General features: G+C 56.4%; 10 protein-coding genes and 1 pseudogene. 2 read left to right on the top strand and 9 right to left on the bottom strand.

The features are described from left to right. The coding region (locus AC1DZU_RS34660; protein WP_477291848.1) for a hypothetical protein at nt 1-552 on the top strand (552 nt) is incomplete at its 5' end. 112 nt (nt 553-664) lie between these two features. On the opposite strand, the gene AC1DZU_RS34655 is transcribed toward AC1DZU_RS34660, so the two are convergent. The 9 genes from AC1DZU_RS34655 to AC1DZU_RS34615 all read right to left on the bottom strand — a co-directional run bounded on the left by AC1DZU_RS34655 (nt 665) and on the right by AC1DZU_RS34615 (nt 13,092). Beyond that, complete coding sequence (locus AC1DZU_RS34655) at nt 665-868, bottom strand: hypothetical protein (protein WP_477291846.1); 204 nt, start codon at nt 866-868, stop codon at nt 665-667. A 161-nt stretch (nt 869-1,029) separates the two neighbouring features. Beyond that, a complete protein-coding gene (locus AC1DZU_RS34650; protein WP_477291844.1) occupies nt 1,030-2,379 on the bottom strand; it encodes an NAD(P)/FAD-dependent oxidoreductase in 1,350 nt (449 codons plus the stop codon). A 4-nt stretch (nt 2,380-2,383) separates the two neighbouring features. Beyond that, nucleotides 2,384-3,241 (bottom strand): N-formylglutamate amidohydrolase, encoded by an 858-nt coding sequence (locus tag AC1DZU_RS34645; protein WP_477291842.1) that lies wholly within the window; start codon nt 3,239-3,241, stop codon nt 2,384-2,386. A gap of 121 nt (nt 3,242-3,362) precedes the next feature. Further along, on the bottom strand, nt 3,363-4,769 hold the full coding sequence (locus AC1DZU_RS34640) for an MmgE/PrpD family protein (RefSeq protein ID WP_477291840.1): 1,407 nt from the start codon (nt 4,767-4,769) through the stop codon (nt 3,363-3,365). Between the two features lie 71 nt (nt 4,770-4,840). Beyond that, the gene (locus AC1DZU_RS34635) at nt 4,841-6,850 is read right to left on the bottom strand and encodes a hydantoinase B/oxoprolinase family protein (RefSeq protein WP_477291838.1); all 2,010 of its coding nucleotides are present in this window, start codon (nt 6,848-6,850) and stop codon (nt 4,841-4,843) included. Continuing rightward, nucleotides 6,828-8,894 (bottom strand): hydantoinase/oxoprolinase family protein, encoded by a 2,067-nt coding sequence (locus tag AC1DZU_RS34630; protein WP_477291836.1) that lies wholly within the window; start codon nt 8,892-8,894, stop codon nt 6,828-6,830. Before AC1DZU_RS34630 ends, AC1DZU_RS34635 begins: the two co-directional genes overlap by 23 nt. Nucleotides 8,895-8,988: 94 nt before the next feature. After that, entirely contained in the window at nt 8,989-9,912 is a 924-nt protein-coding gene (locus AC1DZU_RS34625; protein ID WP_477291834.1) for a LysR family transcriptional regulator, read from the bottom strand. 362 nt (nt 9,913-10,274) lie between these two features. Then, nucleotides 10,275-11,066, bottom strand: coding sequence for an aldehyde dehydrogenase family protein (locus AC1DZU_RS34620; RefSeq protein ID WP_477291832.1), 792 nt, complete (start codon nt 11,064-11,066; stop codon nt 10,275-10,277). Nucleotides 11,067-11,931: 865 nt separating this feature from the next. After that, a complete protein-coding gene (locus tag AC1DZU_RS34615; protein ID WP_477291830.1) occupies nt 11,932-13,092 on the bottom strand; it encodes a M24 family metallopeptidase in 1,161 nt (386 codons plus the stop codon). A gap of 1,100 nt (nt 13,093-14,192) precedes the next feature. Between AC1DZU_RS34615 and AC1DZU_RS34610 the strand changes: the two are divergent. Continuing rightward, nucleotides 14,193-15,271: pseudogene (locus tag AC1DZU_RS34610) on the top strand (NAD(P)-dependent oxidoreductase). Nucleotides 15,272-15,405 lie beyond the last annotated feature (134 nt).

Here is a 15,405-nt window from a genome sequence, read left to right as displayed (position 1 = left end):
GCCAGCTCGAGCCCGACAACCTATCGCGGAGCGCGCCATTCGTGGATTTACGGTCGGCAGGCGCAACTGGCTTTTCTCGGGCAGCTTCGCCGCGGCCGAGCTGACATGGCGTTGTCGGACGAGGCGCTCGAGGCCTGGATGTCCGTCAAGACCAACCCCCGCCCGCTGGTGCGGACCGTCTCGGCGCTGGATGGCTTCACCGGGCCGCGGTTCGCGGACCCGCAAGACTGGATGTGCCCGCTCATGGGTTTGCCGCGCGACGTCCCGGCCAAAGGCTCTGCAACGGATCACGCCGTGTTTGCCAGCGTTGCCAGGATCCACAACCGGATCCAAACGCTGGAAACGGCTACTCGACCTCAAGAACCCCAACCACGGCCTGCTGCTGCCGATCCTGATCTACTGCGTCGAAAAAAAGGGGCGGCCTGTCTTCGGCAAACCCAAGCCGGGCCCGAGACCGCGCACTTCATCGAGCACGAGGCCTACAAAGACATCGCCCTCGTCATCCCCGCCCTGCGCGAACTCCACTACGTTAACCACTACGACCCCGAGTGATCGCCGCCGGCGCGCCGACTAACGGCTGACCTTCCATAGACGCATCACAAGACGGTATTGGGAGGTGCCTTGGCGCACCGCTTACTGACCATCTGACCGCGCTGCGAAAACATCACTGTAGTTGAGCGGCTGCGATCAGTCCTCCCATAACTTCAGCAAAAAAATCGTAAAACTGAGTATTGCCGTCAAGCAAATAGCCGGAACGGACGATCGTTGTATCACGACCAACGTTGCAACCACCAATATACTCCACGCGGCGGCTCTCGAAATCCACGGCCGACGATTGTGGGATCTTCGATGTGTAGGTCTTCGCCACTGCAATGGATCTGAACTGGTGTATAACTAACCGTGTCAGAGGTTCCTTCATTCGCCAAGAAAGACTGCATCGCCCCTAGCCGCGAGTCCGAAGAGGGACAATTGTTTCGTGCCGGACAGTGATCGCCGGTAGTTCTTATGGAAAAACGGCGGGGCGAATTCTCACATGGCTGCAGGTGCGCCCACCTTCTTTTCGGAGAAACGAGTGAAGCGGAGCGGACTTGGATCGACGATAGGGTCGCTGTTTAGAATCAGGTCAGCAGCGAGACGGCCTGCGCCCGGGCCTACCCCGAACCCGTGACCACTGAAACCGGAAGCCACATATAAGCCTGGCAACTGAGGAACCGAACCGATAGCAGCGACCGCATCAGGGGTTGAATCGATCCAGCTGCCCCATTTTTGCGCAACCCCAATTCCGGCTAGAGCAGGGAAGCTTTCTTTCAAAGCCTCCATCGCGAGACTTACGGTCTTTTCGTCCGGAGCGGGATTGAGAATACGCACTCTTTCGAATGGGGAAGTATTATTCAGCGTCCAGTGGGACAAGGACTCCGGCCCGGTCACAGCGTAACGGCTGATACCAATTGAAAGGTTCGTCGACCACCGCGCTTGAAACATAGGCATGAATTGGTGAGCATATCTAAGTGCCTGAGGCGTTAATTCAATCTTGGCTCGACCGCGGATCGAAACCGTGAATCCGCCATCTGCGCGAGGTCTAAACGTGAATGTCGGCGTTGAAAATCCGCCCGTGATTACCTTCGGTCCCGGGTTCGTGGCGAAAGCCGTCGCTCTCACCCCGACCTGCGGAAAACTGATGCCATGCCATCTGAGGAACATTGAAGTCCAGGCGCCTGCTGCACATAACACCCGTGATGTACGGATGCTGCCTTTCTCGGTGACAACGCTGTAAATTTGACCGGCTTGCCTCTCGATGCCCCGAGCTGCACAATATTGATGGATCGTCGCTCCATAAGTTTGAGCGGCCTTCGCGATAGCTGAACAAGCCATTGTCGGCTCAGCAAACCCGTCACTAGGCGAATGAACGCCGCCAATCCATTGAGCCGGCGACCCGCCCGTCGCGGCTTCGATTTCCGCACGCGATAGCATCCGACTATGAACATCATAGCCACCAGCCATTGTTACCCATTTCTGCCAGTCGGCGAGCTCGTGCTCGCTACTGGTCACATACGTCAAACCCTTGCGTACAAAGCTGAGTTCAGGGCCGATTTCTTTCGAAAGTTCTTCCCAAGCCGCAAGCGACCACCTCGCCAGCGGAAGCTCACGTTCATCACGGTTTTGCTGACGCACCCAGCCCCAGTTTCGGCTGGATTGCTCTGCAGCCACGACGCCTTTTTCAATGACCGCCACACTGCAGCCGCGCTTTGCCAAATAGTAGGCGGCCGCAATGCCAATGATCCCACCACCGACTACCACAACATCAGCTTGCTCGGGGAGTATGGTGCTGCTTTCGACTGGAACAAGGTTGAAGGGAATATCCTTCGATAAATCGCTCATTAAACTAACTCTTTGAGCGCGTATGGTCGGCGATCCGGGCCGCTAGCGTCTTTAGATGCTCTTGGACCTCTGCAAACCTTGGGCCCCGCAAGCACGTCGCTTCGTCCATATAGACGCTGCGGTTGATTTCAATCTGGAGGCTGTGAACATTGTTGGCCGGATTGCCATGTTTACGAACGGCTTCTGCCCCAACAAAGTGCGCGTTATGCGTGACGTGATAGCCAAAGCCGCGCAAAACTTCAGTTGTTAGTTCGAGCAGATCGGTCCCGCAGGTTTGACCATGGCGATCGCCGAGGTCGAAATCGGATCGCCGCCGCCCTGCGTCAACTGCGTTCGCCGTGGGCACAGCAGGCATGGAATGGCAACTAAGATGATAGGCGACGCCGTGTTCCGCCTTAAACTTTTTGAGAATGCGCGCCACTTCGTTGTGGTATGGCCAATAGTAAGAATCGATTCGATTGGCTACATCTGAAATTCCAAGTGGGGCGTTGTATACCGGTTTCGTTCCGGCACAGACCGTGGGGATAAGCCCAATACCGGACTTCGTTTTTGTCCCGGGCATCAAGGGCACTGGCCATTCGCCATCCAACTGATCGGGGTCAATGTCCAAGTCATGCCGATTGAGGTCAATGTAAATGTTTGGGAATTCCGCGAAAAGCCAAGTGGCTCCAGAAGTCACAACTCCCATGTAGCACTCTTCAACATACATCGAAATCGAGCGCTGCAGGTCTGACAAGAGAGCGATGCTGCGGAAGTCATGAGGATATTTCGCACCACTTCGAGGTGTTTCAAATAAAACTGGAGAAAGCGTCTCGCTGGGCTCCACGCGCGTGAAAACACCGGGAAGGAAATCTTTGACCATTTCTCTGGTTCTCCTGTCATATTCGATGCATTCGCTTCGACGTTAGGCAAAGCTGCTCGTAATATTTCGACGCCCACATCAGACGTCTTTTCACTGATGAAGCCGGGCAAAAGCCGCAGTTCTATCCAGTGGTTGCTAAAGACAAGCACCGCGTAAGATCGCGAATGTCGTGTTTTTCAAGTTGATTTATGATCGCAAGGGCTTCAGAAGCTTTGTCATTCCCAATGACTGGCGACGTGACGGACAGAAATTTGGATGACATCGTTGTGTCCTTGAAACCACCCGCCTCCACACTCCCGGCTGGCCATTTAGCGTCTGCTGAAAAGGTCGCACCGCTCTCACAACTCACGACAACACGAACCGGCAGTGCACCTTTTGCGAAAAACTCTCCATCAGCAACTGGATCGTGATGAAGGAAAGTATTCTCAGCGAGTTCTATTATCCTTTTATCGGTGAGGTCTTCTTGGAATAATCCGGCTTCGGGCGAGTGCCCGCTCAACTCGAGCGCAGCGAGATAGCGGGCGTTGAATTGTGCATCAATGATTGACGTTGGAAGCGGTTTATTAAGCGTGTGGGTCAGTTCTCGAAAACCATATACATCGATTTTACTGACGATTTCGTTCTTCAGCCGGGGCATCAGAACGCGCAGTGAATCCAGAAGTGTGTGTGTCCAACGGCAGCAGGCATAGGGTTTAAAGCCGACATCGAGGATGAGCCACTTGCTTCCCAAGTCGGCCACCGCTAGTTCCTTTAGGTAGCTGTCTGAACCAGACATCACCCAAAAGCCGGATTCACCGTCAAAAATCTCTCGGCTTCCCAAAAAGTTTCGCTCAGCCAACATGGCGGACAGCACGCCAACTTCGCTGGCAATGCCATAGCAATTCTTGGCCCAGGAAAAAGGCGGTTCGCCCTCCAGAAATTTGCGAATGCTCGGAACTGGCGCCTGCGATCCCGAAAGCCCGAAGGCGTGGACGATGCGTCTATGATCCAGCTTCATCAGGTGTGCAGCGGCCGTTGTGGCTCCAAAGGTTTGCCAAGGTGAAAATCCCATGACCATCTTTTTGCGCGATGGCGATGCCTGTATGGCCCGCCCGATCCGCAGCGATATCTCGTAACCGGCAACCACAGCCGTTAGAAACTCTGCTCCTGAGCGGCCGCGTTCTTCAGCCACGGCGAGAGCCGGAGGTACAACGGTGGCACCCGGATGGCTCGCCGCTCCGCTGCGAAAGGAATCGTCAAAATCCAGGAAGTTTGCTGCCTGCGCGCCAAGGTAGCTCGCGCCTAACACGCCCATCCGAATGTCGGTACCTGGCAGCGAGACAGCACCACCAGACCCGTGACCTTGCACCAGGACATCGCGAATTATGGCTGAGGGGTGACTGTTGATGCCACCCACCACACATGCGACGCTATCCAAACAGCAGGCCTTTGCCTGGCGAAGGATGTCCGTTGGAATATCGTCATATCTAAACTGCGTAATCCAGTTTGACAGGATCGATGTGGTTCCGATCTCGTTGATATTGGACATCACCAGCCCTAGAGAAAATCGACGCAGCGAAAAAATTCTGCCGTCGGGACAAGGCTCTTAAAAGCGTTGACTCAAGATGCCAACCTCTTTCCAATTTGTCGCGGAAGTTCGGGATGACGGGCTGCGATAATTGAGTAGGCATGGCGAACGTCGTCCGCGCCGCCCTTGACACCCGCTTCCTTCACGGCCGCAAAGATCTGATGCTTGACGTAGAAGCGCCACGGGATCGGTAATGAGGCAAGGATTTCGGTCAATGCCTCGTAGCGTTCCAGACTCCAGACGGCCTCGTAGGCCACGCGCCCTGGGCCAAAATCGAAACGTTCGTCGCGTCCCTTGAACGCTTTGCGCGCCTTCGCAGTTGCCCGTTCATCAATCACGCCATTCGCTCCAACTATCACGCCGTAGTCAGCTTTGGCTCCGCCGATCGTGATAAAGCCGGCCTTAAGATCCGCCTGCACATCGGCCACGGGACGCTCGGCAGGATTGCCATAGCCTCCACCACCTGGGCCGGTAATCCGGATCGTATCGCCCGGCATGCAGCTTATGACATCGATATTTCCCAAATTCTGTCCGCCGTTGACGGCCTCCGGATTGCGGTAAAACGACGATGACTTGCCGGCGCTGCCGCCCAGAACACCCCAAGAAGCAAAACGCGTGCGGTTACGATTACGCGCGGTCACCACCGAATTTGGTGAGAACACCTGAAATTCCATTATCATGGCCGTACCGCCGCGATAGCGTCCTGCGCCCCCGGAGTCGGGAACCAGACCGTATTTAGCGATATGGATCGGAACTTCCACCTCGTTAATCTCGACCGGTGTGTTACGGAGGAAGGATCTATTTCCGCCACTCCCTTCTACGCCGTCCATCAAAGGGCCGCCTCCCGCACCGCCACTGACCGGCCCGATCGAGGCCATTATCTGACGCCCGAAACGGTCACTCGTCTTGACGTTCAACAGGGATGCGGAGCCGCCCGGCGAAGCCGCCAACTTATCTGGAAGTGCCTGCTGAAAGGCACCAAGGATCGAAAGCTGCGAGACCGCCACAATAATGCTTCGCATGCCGACTGCCGCTGGGGCAATGGCGTTCATAACGGTACCTTCCGGCAAGATCGCGTTCACCAGACGGCATGTCCCGGAATTCAGGATAAGGTGGCGATTCAACGTCGACAGTACGAGCACGACGGCGATTGTCACCAGAGCGTGGCGCGGATTTCCGCCAGTCGGCATGTTAAGCGACGAACCAAGCTGCGGATCGGAACCGGTGAAATCGAGCGTTAGGCTGTCGCCGTGAACTTTCAAGGTTACGGCGACACGGCAGGGAACGCCACGATCGCTGTCCTCATCCGAATAGTCGGCAAAGAAGTATTCGCCGTCCGGGATATCGGCGACAATGCTGCGCGCCTGAGCTTCGGCATAGTCGAGAAGTTCGGACTGGCACGCCTTGATCACGTCCACGCCGAAGCGCCGGATCATCTCGCGCACTTTTGCCTCGCCCGTGTTTAGGCATGCGATCTGTGCGTTGAGATCGCCCCAGTTCTGCTCCGGCATACGGACATTTGTCTTGATTATCTGAATCAAGTTTGTGTCGAATTTCCCATTATGCCAGACCTTCATAGGAGGGATGCGAAGGCCTTCCTGCTGGACCTCGATCAAGGACCTTGAAAGTGACGCAGGTACCGCTCCACCGACATCGGTATTATGAACGTGACAGGCGACGAAACATATCATTTCACCCTCGTGAAAGACCGGTTTCCAGGCATGGACGTCCGGCGCATGGGTCGCTACATGACCCGAGTAAGGATCGGACGTCAGATAGATAGCCCCTTCTTCATACGTGTCGATGAGGCGAATAGCAGGCCCGTAATCCAGGCCCGTGAACCAGGTAGCCCCCAGGCCCTTAGGCGAAGCGAAGGTTTCACCTGCCAACGTCAAGAGCTGGGTCGTAAAATCCTCGGTTTCCTTCACAAAGCTCGAATGCGCGGTACGCATCAGGGTGTGGGCCATCGCCTCGGTTGTGGCTGCACAGTAATCCGCCAAAACCTGTAAGGTAGTGCGATTAATTTTTCTGGTCTGAGCCATTGGTGCTTCCCTTGGTGATACGAAGATGGCCATACGAGTCCACCCGGACACTATGGTGGTCGGGCACGAAAGTAGTGGTGTCATCCTGAGAAACAACGGCGGGCCCATTGAACGTGTGCCCGGCCATAAGGTCGCTGCGTGCGTAGAGGGAAACCGGCCTCCAGCGTCCGGCAATCCAACAGCTAATCATGCGTAGCGGAGAGGGGTTACCTTCGCCGGTTTCAATTTCTGGCAGCTGCGGAAGGGGCTGTCGTCCGGCTACTACGAGACGAAGGTTGACAATCTGGACCTGCGCGTCATGCTGTGCGTGGCCGTAAACCTTCGCGTGAGCACGATGAAACGCCTCTTCTATGGCGGTAATATCACCGGAAGATACGGCTTCAGTTGGCAACACGACCTCAATCTCGTAAGATTGGCCGCGATATCGCATATCCGCTGAATAAGTTACGCTGCTTTCCCCGGAATAACCCTGGTCCAGACGCAGCCACCGTTCTCCGGAGCCTCGAAGCTCATCGAAGCCGGCCTGAATTTTAGCGATCTCAACTTTGGTGAGATCCACATAGAGGGTGCGGATGAAGTCGTTCTTCAGATCGGCCACTAGCCCCCCAAGCGCAGCAAGAACACCAGGCGTGGTTGGGATAACCGTCTCCGGCATGCTCAATTCCTCGGCAACCAAACAACCCATCATCGGGCCAGCGCCGCCGAACGGCATCATCGCCGTGGTACTGGGATCGACGCCAAAACGTGTCACCAGACCAGTGATCTTGGCATACATGCCCGAGACCGCTACATTGATTATCGCCTCCGCGGTTTCCTCAATGCTCTGCCCGCTTTTTCCGGTAAGCGTGGCCACGGCGCGCCGTGATGCCTCGACATCGACCTTGACCGCACTATACCCGAGATCAGCCTGTCCGATGATGCCGCAGACAGCGAAGGCATCTGTGATGGTCGGTCTTGTTCCGCCGCGCCCATAACAGGCTGGACCGGGTGTCGATCCCGCACTTTCCGGCCCGATCTTCAGCACGCCATGCTCATCAGCCCAGGCAATTGATCCGCCGCCCTCTCCGATAGACGTCACCGAAATCGACGGCACATGGATCTGATGTTCTCCAATGTGTTCGCCCATGCCGTATTGCGGTTCGCCGTCGATGATCAAAGCGACGTCAGCAGAGGTGCCGCCGATGTCTAGGCTCATGCATTCGCGAAGACCGCAGATCTTGGCGACGAAACTAGCACCGATGACCCCTGATGCGGTGCCTGAAAGGATCATCTGAATGCAATCGGATTTACCCTGCTCCGCGCTCATCACGCCGCCGTTCGACTTAGTGAGCCGCGCCTCCGCCGGCACGCCCATATCCTTCAGTGCGCGTTGCAGTGAGGTGAGATAATGTGCAATACGCGGCTGCACGTAGCCGCCGATTACGGCGGTCGTCGTGCGCTCGAATTCACGAATGATTGGCCAAACCTCCGCGCTCGTGAAAACAGGAATGCCCGGCGCAAAACCTTGGACAAGCCGCTTCGCCTCCAGTTCATGAACCGGATTGCGGTAGGAGTGTAGCAAGGCTATGACGATGCCTTGGGCGCCGGCGTCAACGGCCGCCCGGGTCGCGACCTCTACGCCTTCAGGATCGAGCGAACGCATCGAATTACCATCGGCCTGCATTCGCTCGGAAAGCCCCCAAACCATGTCTCTCGTTACCAGCGGCGCTGGGCGGCGCGAAAGAAGATCGAACATATGCGGCGGCTTTAGACGGCCAAGTTCTAGAACATCGCAGAAGTTTTCGGTGGTGAACAAGGCCAAATTAATGCCCTTGCGCTGAATGACCGTATTGACACCGACTGTTGTTCCATGGGTGAAGTAGGTCACCTGATCGGGCGTAATGCCATATCTTGTTCTCGCGAGATCAATACCTGCTTCAATCTCGGCGCCGGGCTTGTCGGGTCTGGAAAAGACCTTCAGAGCCCTCAGCGTCTTGGTATCCTCATCGAGGATAGCGAAATCGGTAAACGATCCGCCGATGTCTACCCCTATGCGTTGACCCATCAATAATCTCCGGATGAACAATTCCATCCGAAGATATTACATCTGACGCCGCACGGCTCCTCATAACAGATATTCCCCGTGAATTACGCAATGGTTATATAGACGGGCCAGTGATAAAATTGCTCGCCTCTGAAAAGCGCCGATAAACACTTCGAATCTCTGTTCTGAAACTCCTTATTATCTGAGTCAGCCCCTGCCCGCGCGCGCCAGTTAACGGAGTGACGAGACAAATCGTCCGCTCTATGCCCGGCTTCACCACAACGGCGCTTTGCATCGTTAATGGGTCAACGGCGAAATGCGGGATTAGACTATATGCAAGGCCGGCGCTTACGAGCTGCAAAATTGCTGTCATGCTGTCCGCTTCGACGGCGATAGTGAGCGCGACGCCTTGATCGGTAGAAATACTATCGATTTCGCGCCGCGTAGAATGGATTCGACTCTGTATAACTAATGGGTACGATACGAGATTGACAAAAGGGACTTTATCCGGCAAACGAGGACTACTTAGTGATGCTGCGAGATGCAGACAGTGAGTAAGTACCGGCTCCGGATTGAAGCGCTTAATCGCTTGACTGTTGTTTGTAACCAAAAGGTCCAGTCTGCCGTCATTTAGCCATTCGACAAGGTGTCCAGTCGAGCCCTCCACGATCTGCATCTGCGTGCCTGGAAAGTCTTGGCGAAGGACTGACATCAAAGGCACGGTTAGAAGCTTCGCGGTGGAGGGCAAAAGGCCCACGGATATTAGTTTGGAATGTGTCCCGCGATTCGTATTCAATTTCGAGCGTAACTCAGTTACAGTTGAGGAGAGTGCACGCGCGGCCTCTAAAACGGCTTTGCCATCTTCTGTGAGACTGACTCCTCTACCGTCACGATGAAAGACCGACACTCCGAACTCGGCCTCTAAATCGCGAATGGCTCGGCTAAGCGCAGATTGAGTAACGCCGAGTGTAACTGCCGCGTTGGACATATTGCCTTGCTCAGCTATTTTAATAAGATACAAACACGATGCGAGATTCATCGTACTGGGCCTCAAAACGCAAAGAGAAAATATTGCATTTTCCCCAGGCCGACGCGACTGGAAAATGTGAACATCGGGTGCGCTCTTACAGTTACCATGCGAGCTTGCCAGTGGCTCTGAGAGACGGCAGCGGCAACATTGCCCGCAGTCTCATGGGTGTGACGCTCCCGCCTCATTTCGGAGCGCGTCGTTGCTTGTATCATGAGCCGAGTTCGCGGGAGACATTTTAACTATAATGACATTGCCCCAGTCGCCCAGCGGAAAAGATGCAGCCCATGTTAGGCATTTGGGAAAGCGTCGTAATGTGTAAGCGGTGCGCCAAGGCACCTCCCAATACCGTCTTGTGATGCGTCTATGGAAGGTCAGCCGTTAGTCGGCGCGCCGGCGGCGATCACTCGGGCATCGTAGTGGTTAACGTAGTGGAGTTCGCGCAGGGCGGGATGACGAGGGCGATGTCTTTGTAGGCCTCGTGCTCGATGAAGTGCGCGGTCGTCGGCGTAGTCTTCCGTGTGGGCTAGGCCCGTCCGCATGTCCATCACCTGGGTAGCGTGGCGTCCTCCCAGCCACTTTCGCGCAGCTCGGGCAGGTAGTACGGGATTCGCTTTGCCGTCATCTAGGACGCCTTCGTGTACCAACGACGCGGCGAGTGTGCCCGCGTACGACTTCGTGATCGACCTACGGCTATGCGGCAGCTCGGCCGAGAGCGCGCCAAAGTAGCGCTCAAAAGCGATGTGCCCACGATGCAGCACCGCGATGCCGTCGTAGGTGTCGAACAGAGCCTCATCGAACCGGCGGGTGCGGCCGTCCATGTCGGCGAAGGTGAGCGCGTCGATCTCGACCGCCGCGTCGCTGCGATGCAGTGGCGACGGCCCGTCCCGTCCGCGCCACACGTTCACGGTCGCCGCAAGTTCGCGCATGTGCCTCGGGCTAGCGCCGGGAATGACGTCGCCGTCGATGCGTTTGGCTTCTTTGGCGAACCACTCGATGTTAGCTGCATTGGAGATCACCTCGGCCTTTGCCTCGGCCAGAGGCTTTTCCTGCTCGGCGGTAAGGATGAGGGCGAGATCGTCGGCGCTGGCGATGATCAGGTTGTACCATCGGCGCAGAACTTGGCTGCGCTCCTTGGCGGTGCGCCGGGCCCAGTCCTTCTGCACAATGTATGCCTTGTCGATGGCCTGCTTAGCCGCTTCGGAGCCGAGATTGAGTACCTCCAGGACGAGGCGTCGTCATAAGGATCGGTGACGGGAATGATTTTGCCGTTCGGGGCGTCGATCCACTCGCCCGCCACAAGCACTGGCCCCAGCAGTAGGGAAGAACCCGTCTGGTCCAGAACGCGGCGATCTTCGGGTTCGGCTTTGGTGGCCATCAAAGTGGTTTCCATGTTGCCAATCCCTCGTTGCATTGTCCCATACGCGGATCAGTGAAAGGCTCTACCGATCTCCACGCCTATTCTTACACTCGTGGCCGCGCTCTCACGCCGTTGTCTAGGCCCAGTGTGTATGTTCAGGGGAGGATACTGAGCGAGAATGAAAATCAGCCATAACGGATGCGCTATACCTCCGACAGGATCCCCAGCGGCGAGAAGCCACAGGTACTGCAGCATCGGTATTGTGGCAGTCGCTGCGGTTCGTGTCTCAGACTCGAGATCATCGAAGGTCCTTCAACTCGTAAGCCTCGCCCGCTTGCGTATCGCTCATTCACCGCACCCCTTTGAAATCGAGGTCCCAGAATGGCAGAGACGACGCGTGCGAAAGCTGATCCCTTTCAACGCCGAATACACTGCTCGGGATTTACCGAAACCGGTGTCCAGGAATTGGCTATTTTCCCTGTTGCGGATTTAACGGGAACAGTGACGGAATGCGTGTTCGGGAATTATCTAAGCCCCGCACCGAAAGACCCGCGACCGGCATACTAATCTTGATGCAATCTTCGTTCCGATGAACTGAGGTGGCTCAAATCGCTGGCGGCGGGGAGCGGCGAGAGGATATAGCTGGGCATTCCAGCGCCTGGCCTTACGAACTATGCACGATAAAGCGTGCGGGGTGTACGGCTGAGGACCTCCGCGCCAGTTTCCGTAACCACGACGTGCTCGCTGCACCCGAATACGTAGCCGCTTTCTCCCCAGAGATGAATTGGCATGTGAAGGGTCATACCGGCATGAAGAACGTACGTTGCACCTGGTTCCAAGCTCACGTTACCGCGGTGTCCCGACCACTGGGGGCCAGTTGAATATCCGATTCGCGAACGAGAGGCCTGCGGGCGTCCAGCTCGCTCGAGAACTTTGCGGCCGGCCGCGTCCACCGCACCGGCCGTGACACCCGGCTCGATCGCGGAAATAGCGGCCTCGATGACCTCCTCGGAGAGCGCGTACAAAGCTTCGGTCTCGCGATGCCGACCTAGAACCGCGCCCCGGCTCAGCCCTGCGGCATAGCCGCTCTTTGTGGCACCACATTCGATTAATGCGGGTTCATTGTTTTTGATCGGATGCTGCGCTGGCGCACTGTGTGCTAGCTTGTTACGCTCGCCAAACGCGAGAATTGCCATCTGGAGCTGGCCACCGCCAGCCTCGCTGACCTTCTCATTCAGGAGAGCAGCCATTTCCGCTTCAGTTACTCCGTCGCGAAGGGAGTGTTGAAACGTTTCTATGGCCAGGTCGGTCAGAGCCATGGCGCTGCGCATAACCTCTAGTTCCAACTGCCCTTTGACGGCCTTGACCAACCGGACCACATCTGTTGCGTCGGTGATTCTCATTTCCGGCAGTTGCGCCTGAATCGCGATCACATCTGCAGGCGCCAGTCCCCATGCGTCAAGTTCAAAGCCTACGTTCTTTGCCTGCAGCCCGTAGCGCCGCAGGACATCGGCAGTCAATTTAGGAAAGTCGGGCCGCTGCACATAACAAACGATTTCCTCGATGCAGCTGTTTGCGCGTACCGAAACCTCGTCGTATGCCCGAACAACAAAGATTGGCGCCAGCCCAGGTACAAGAATCAGGGGAAACGGCGCGAAGTAATTACCCCCTTGAGGATCATAGCCGGTTAGGTATTGCAGGTGTGCGCTGGCGGTGACTACGAGCGCGTCAAGCTTGGCGCGCGCAACGGCCTCAAGCACGTTGAGTTGCCGCCTCTCATATTCTGACTTCGGGAATGGGAAACCGGACTGAGGAATCGCGGAAGATGCCATGGCAACAAATCACCTTGTTGATCGCAGTTGTCGTTCTCGACCCGAACTCCGCCACAGTTTCAGATGGCCCGGAAGGTCGATGGCGTGGTTGAGCGAAGTCGTAATCGTAGTATGATCAATCACCTACCACGATGGGTCAAATACACCTTCTATATCATCATCATCTGGCGCCGAGATGGTTTCCAAGTTGACCTTGGAGCTCAGCCGCTGCATTGGCTCAAAATAGCTCTCAGCGGGCAAGGCAATAGCCAAAGCGGAGACACCGCACGAACCATAAACTCTGCCATTCGAACTTGTACCATCGCCGATGGACGCGCCCGAACGAGCTACAACGACCCCCAAGCGGCTCGACGAGTGGGAGGTCCTCCTGAGGGATCACCAAGACTGTTATTTGATCGGCTGGGCCGGGTCAACCGCTCCATGTCGAACGGCGCGTCGATGCGCGTTTGACGGTCTCGAAGCAATTGGCGAGATCGCCGGCGGCTCTTTCCACGCCGCGGACTGGCCGCGACGTCGAACGGCTCGAAGACTCGCGTGTTGTAGAGGCCCAACACAGTGTCGGTGCGATTGATCGCTCGGCGCGCGACAGATCGTAAAGCATTGTAGCCGCTGTAGGGTCGGCCCGCAGGGGCACCAGCATCGTGCTCCAGATTGTAATAGGGTCCCGCCGATGAGCGATCTCGCCAAGCGGCCGGTCGTCTTGCATTGGCTGCAGATATGGGGCAGTGGCCGCCTTGCCCTTGGCCAGGATCGGCATCTTGGGTGTCGTGGCCATGCAGCGGCCAGAACATGCGCTTCGATAGGCGCATGATCATGGCCAAGAGAGCGGCCGGCAAATTTGCGTGGCGTGACGCGGAGGGGTGCCCGCGGCTGGGTATCTTCTCGCGCACCGATTGGATCACCTTCCTTCCAGCGGGATCACATGAGGAGACCGGGGGTGCACTACGTGGCATCTTGACCGCGTGACATCAGTCTGATCCGCCTCATCCTCTCCAAATCCCATGAGGCGGCGGCGCGCGCCGGCCGCATAGAGCCATCTTGGCGCAATCACAACAATCTCCAACTGAATTGGACACCGAAGCTGTGCTTGCTTATGCAATATGGCGGTCGAACTCTTGAGTGAGCGACGCGAACCCCGAAAATCCAGCAAGAGGTATGGTATAGTGAAAGTTCTATGCTTATGGCATGCGACGGACGATGAGATTAAGTACATAAAGGACGCGATGCCACATGGTGTGGAAGTCGCGGCGCCGGACGGTGGATATTTTTCTCGTTTCGAGCCGACCTACCAGCAACTAAAAAACCACGCCGTCGATGCGGACGCGTTCATCGGGTGGGCTCTTCCACAGGGTGTTATTGAACTCGCGGTCAGGCTCAAGATGTTCTCGTGGATGCATTCCGGCATCGACGACCTTCGCCAAATCGGGGTGCTGTCGCTGGCGCAGCAGCGCGGCTTCAAGATTGCGAACGTACGCGGCGCGAATGCGCTCGCGGTTGCCGAGCAGGCGATGATGTTTGTGCTCGCTCTCGCGAAGAAGACTCTGCAGAAACATGAAAAAGCGCGAGACAGCCGCCTTTTCTTTCCTCTCTTCGGAGATGAGCATCGGTCGGCTATGCTACATGGTCGCACTATCGGAATTATCGGTGTTGGAAGCATAGGAGGCCACATTGCAAGATGTGCCAAGGGATTCGGCATGCACATTCTTGGAGTGCGTCGCAACAAAGAGCGGCAGGTCGAGTGGGTGGATTTCATGCACGGAATGGACGAGTTACATCAGGTGCTTGAGAAATGTGATTACGTCGTGCTGGCAACTCCTAATACGGGCGAACGTTCCAATTCTTCGGAAAGGCAGAAATAGGTGCCATGAAGCCAACCGCCTTCCTAGTCAACATCGCCCGTGGACCTCTGGTTGAAGAACAAGCGCTCCATGAGGCACTCACGTCCGGCCGTTTGCGCGGCTACGCAGCGGATGTCTGGCCTAAGTATGAACATGCGCGAACCTTTCCGACGAGCTACGTTTCACGCCTCGACATTCAAAGGCTTCCGAACGTCGTATGCTCCAGAGATCAAAGCCACGATGCAGATGGCGTTCTGGAACGGTATATCGAGTGGGGCACCCAAAACTTGGTGGAGTTTGAAACGGGAAAGCCAATTATGCGAGAGGTGACCTGCCACTGAGAATTTCCTCCATCTGAGATTAGAGTCCGGGCCTTGATTGAAGGACGGACTGATGAAGAGAAAGCGGTTCACGGAAGAGCAGATCATCGCAGTTCTGCGCGAGCACGAGGCAGGTGCAAAGGCGGGCGATCTGG

It is taken from the genome of Mesorhizobium sp. P2_A12, from assembly GCF_056405075.1.
This window is presented reverse-complemented; position numbering and strand designations above follow the sequence as displayed.

What these genes read in the sequence shown, in the direction of transcription:
- AC1DZU_RS34650 (WP_477291844.1), bottom strand. Translation starts at nt 2,379, where the DNA reads ATGAGCGATTTATCGAAGGATATTCCCTTCAACCTTGTTCCAGTCGAA.
- AC1DZU_RS34645 (WP_477291842.1), bottom strand. Translation starts at nt 3,241, where the DNA reads ATGGTCAAAGATTTCCTTCCCGGTGTTTTCACGCGCGTGGAGCCCAGC.
- AC1DZU_RS34640 (WP_477291840.1), bottom strand. Translation starts at nt 4,769, where the DNA reads ATGTCCAATATCAACGAGATCGGAACCACATCGATCCTGTCAAACTGG.
- AC1DZU_RS34635 (WP_477291838.1), bottom strand. Translation starts at nt 6,850, where the DNA reads ATGGCTCAGACCAGAAAAATTAATCGCACTACCTTACAGGTTTTGGCG.
- AC1DZU_RS34630 (WP_477291836.1), bottom strand. Translation starts at nt 8,894, where the DNA reads ATGGGTCAACGCATAGGGGTAGACATCGGCGGATCGTTTACCGATTTC.
- AC1DZU_RS34625 (WP_477291834.1), bottom strand. Translation starts at nt 9,912, where the DNA reads ATGAATCTCGCATCGTGTTTGTATCTTATTAAAATAGCTGAGCAAGGC.
- AC1DZU_RS34615 (WP_477291830.1), bottom strand. Translation starts at nt 13,092, where the DNA reads ATGGCATCTTCCGCGATTCCTCAGTCCGGTTTCCCATTCCCGAAGTCA.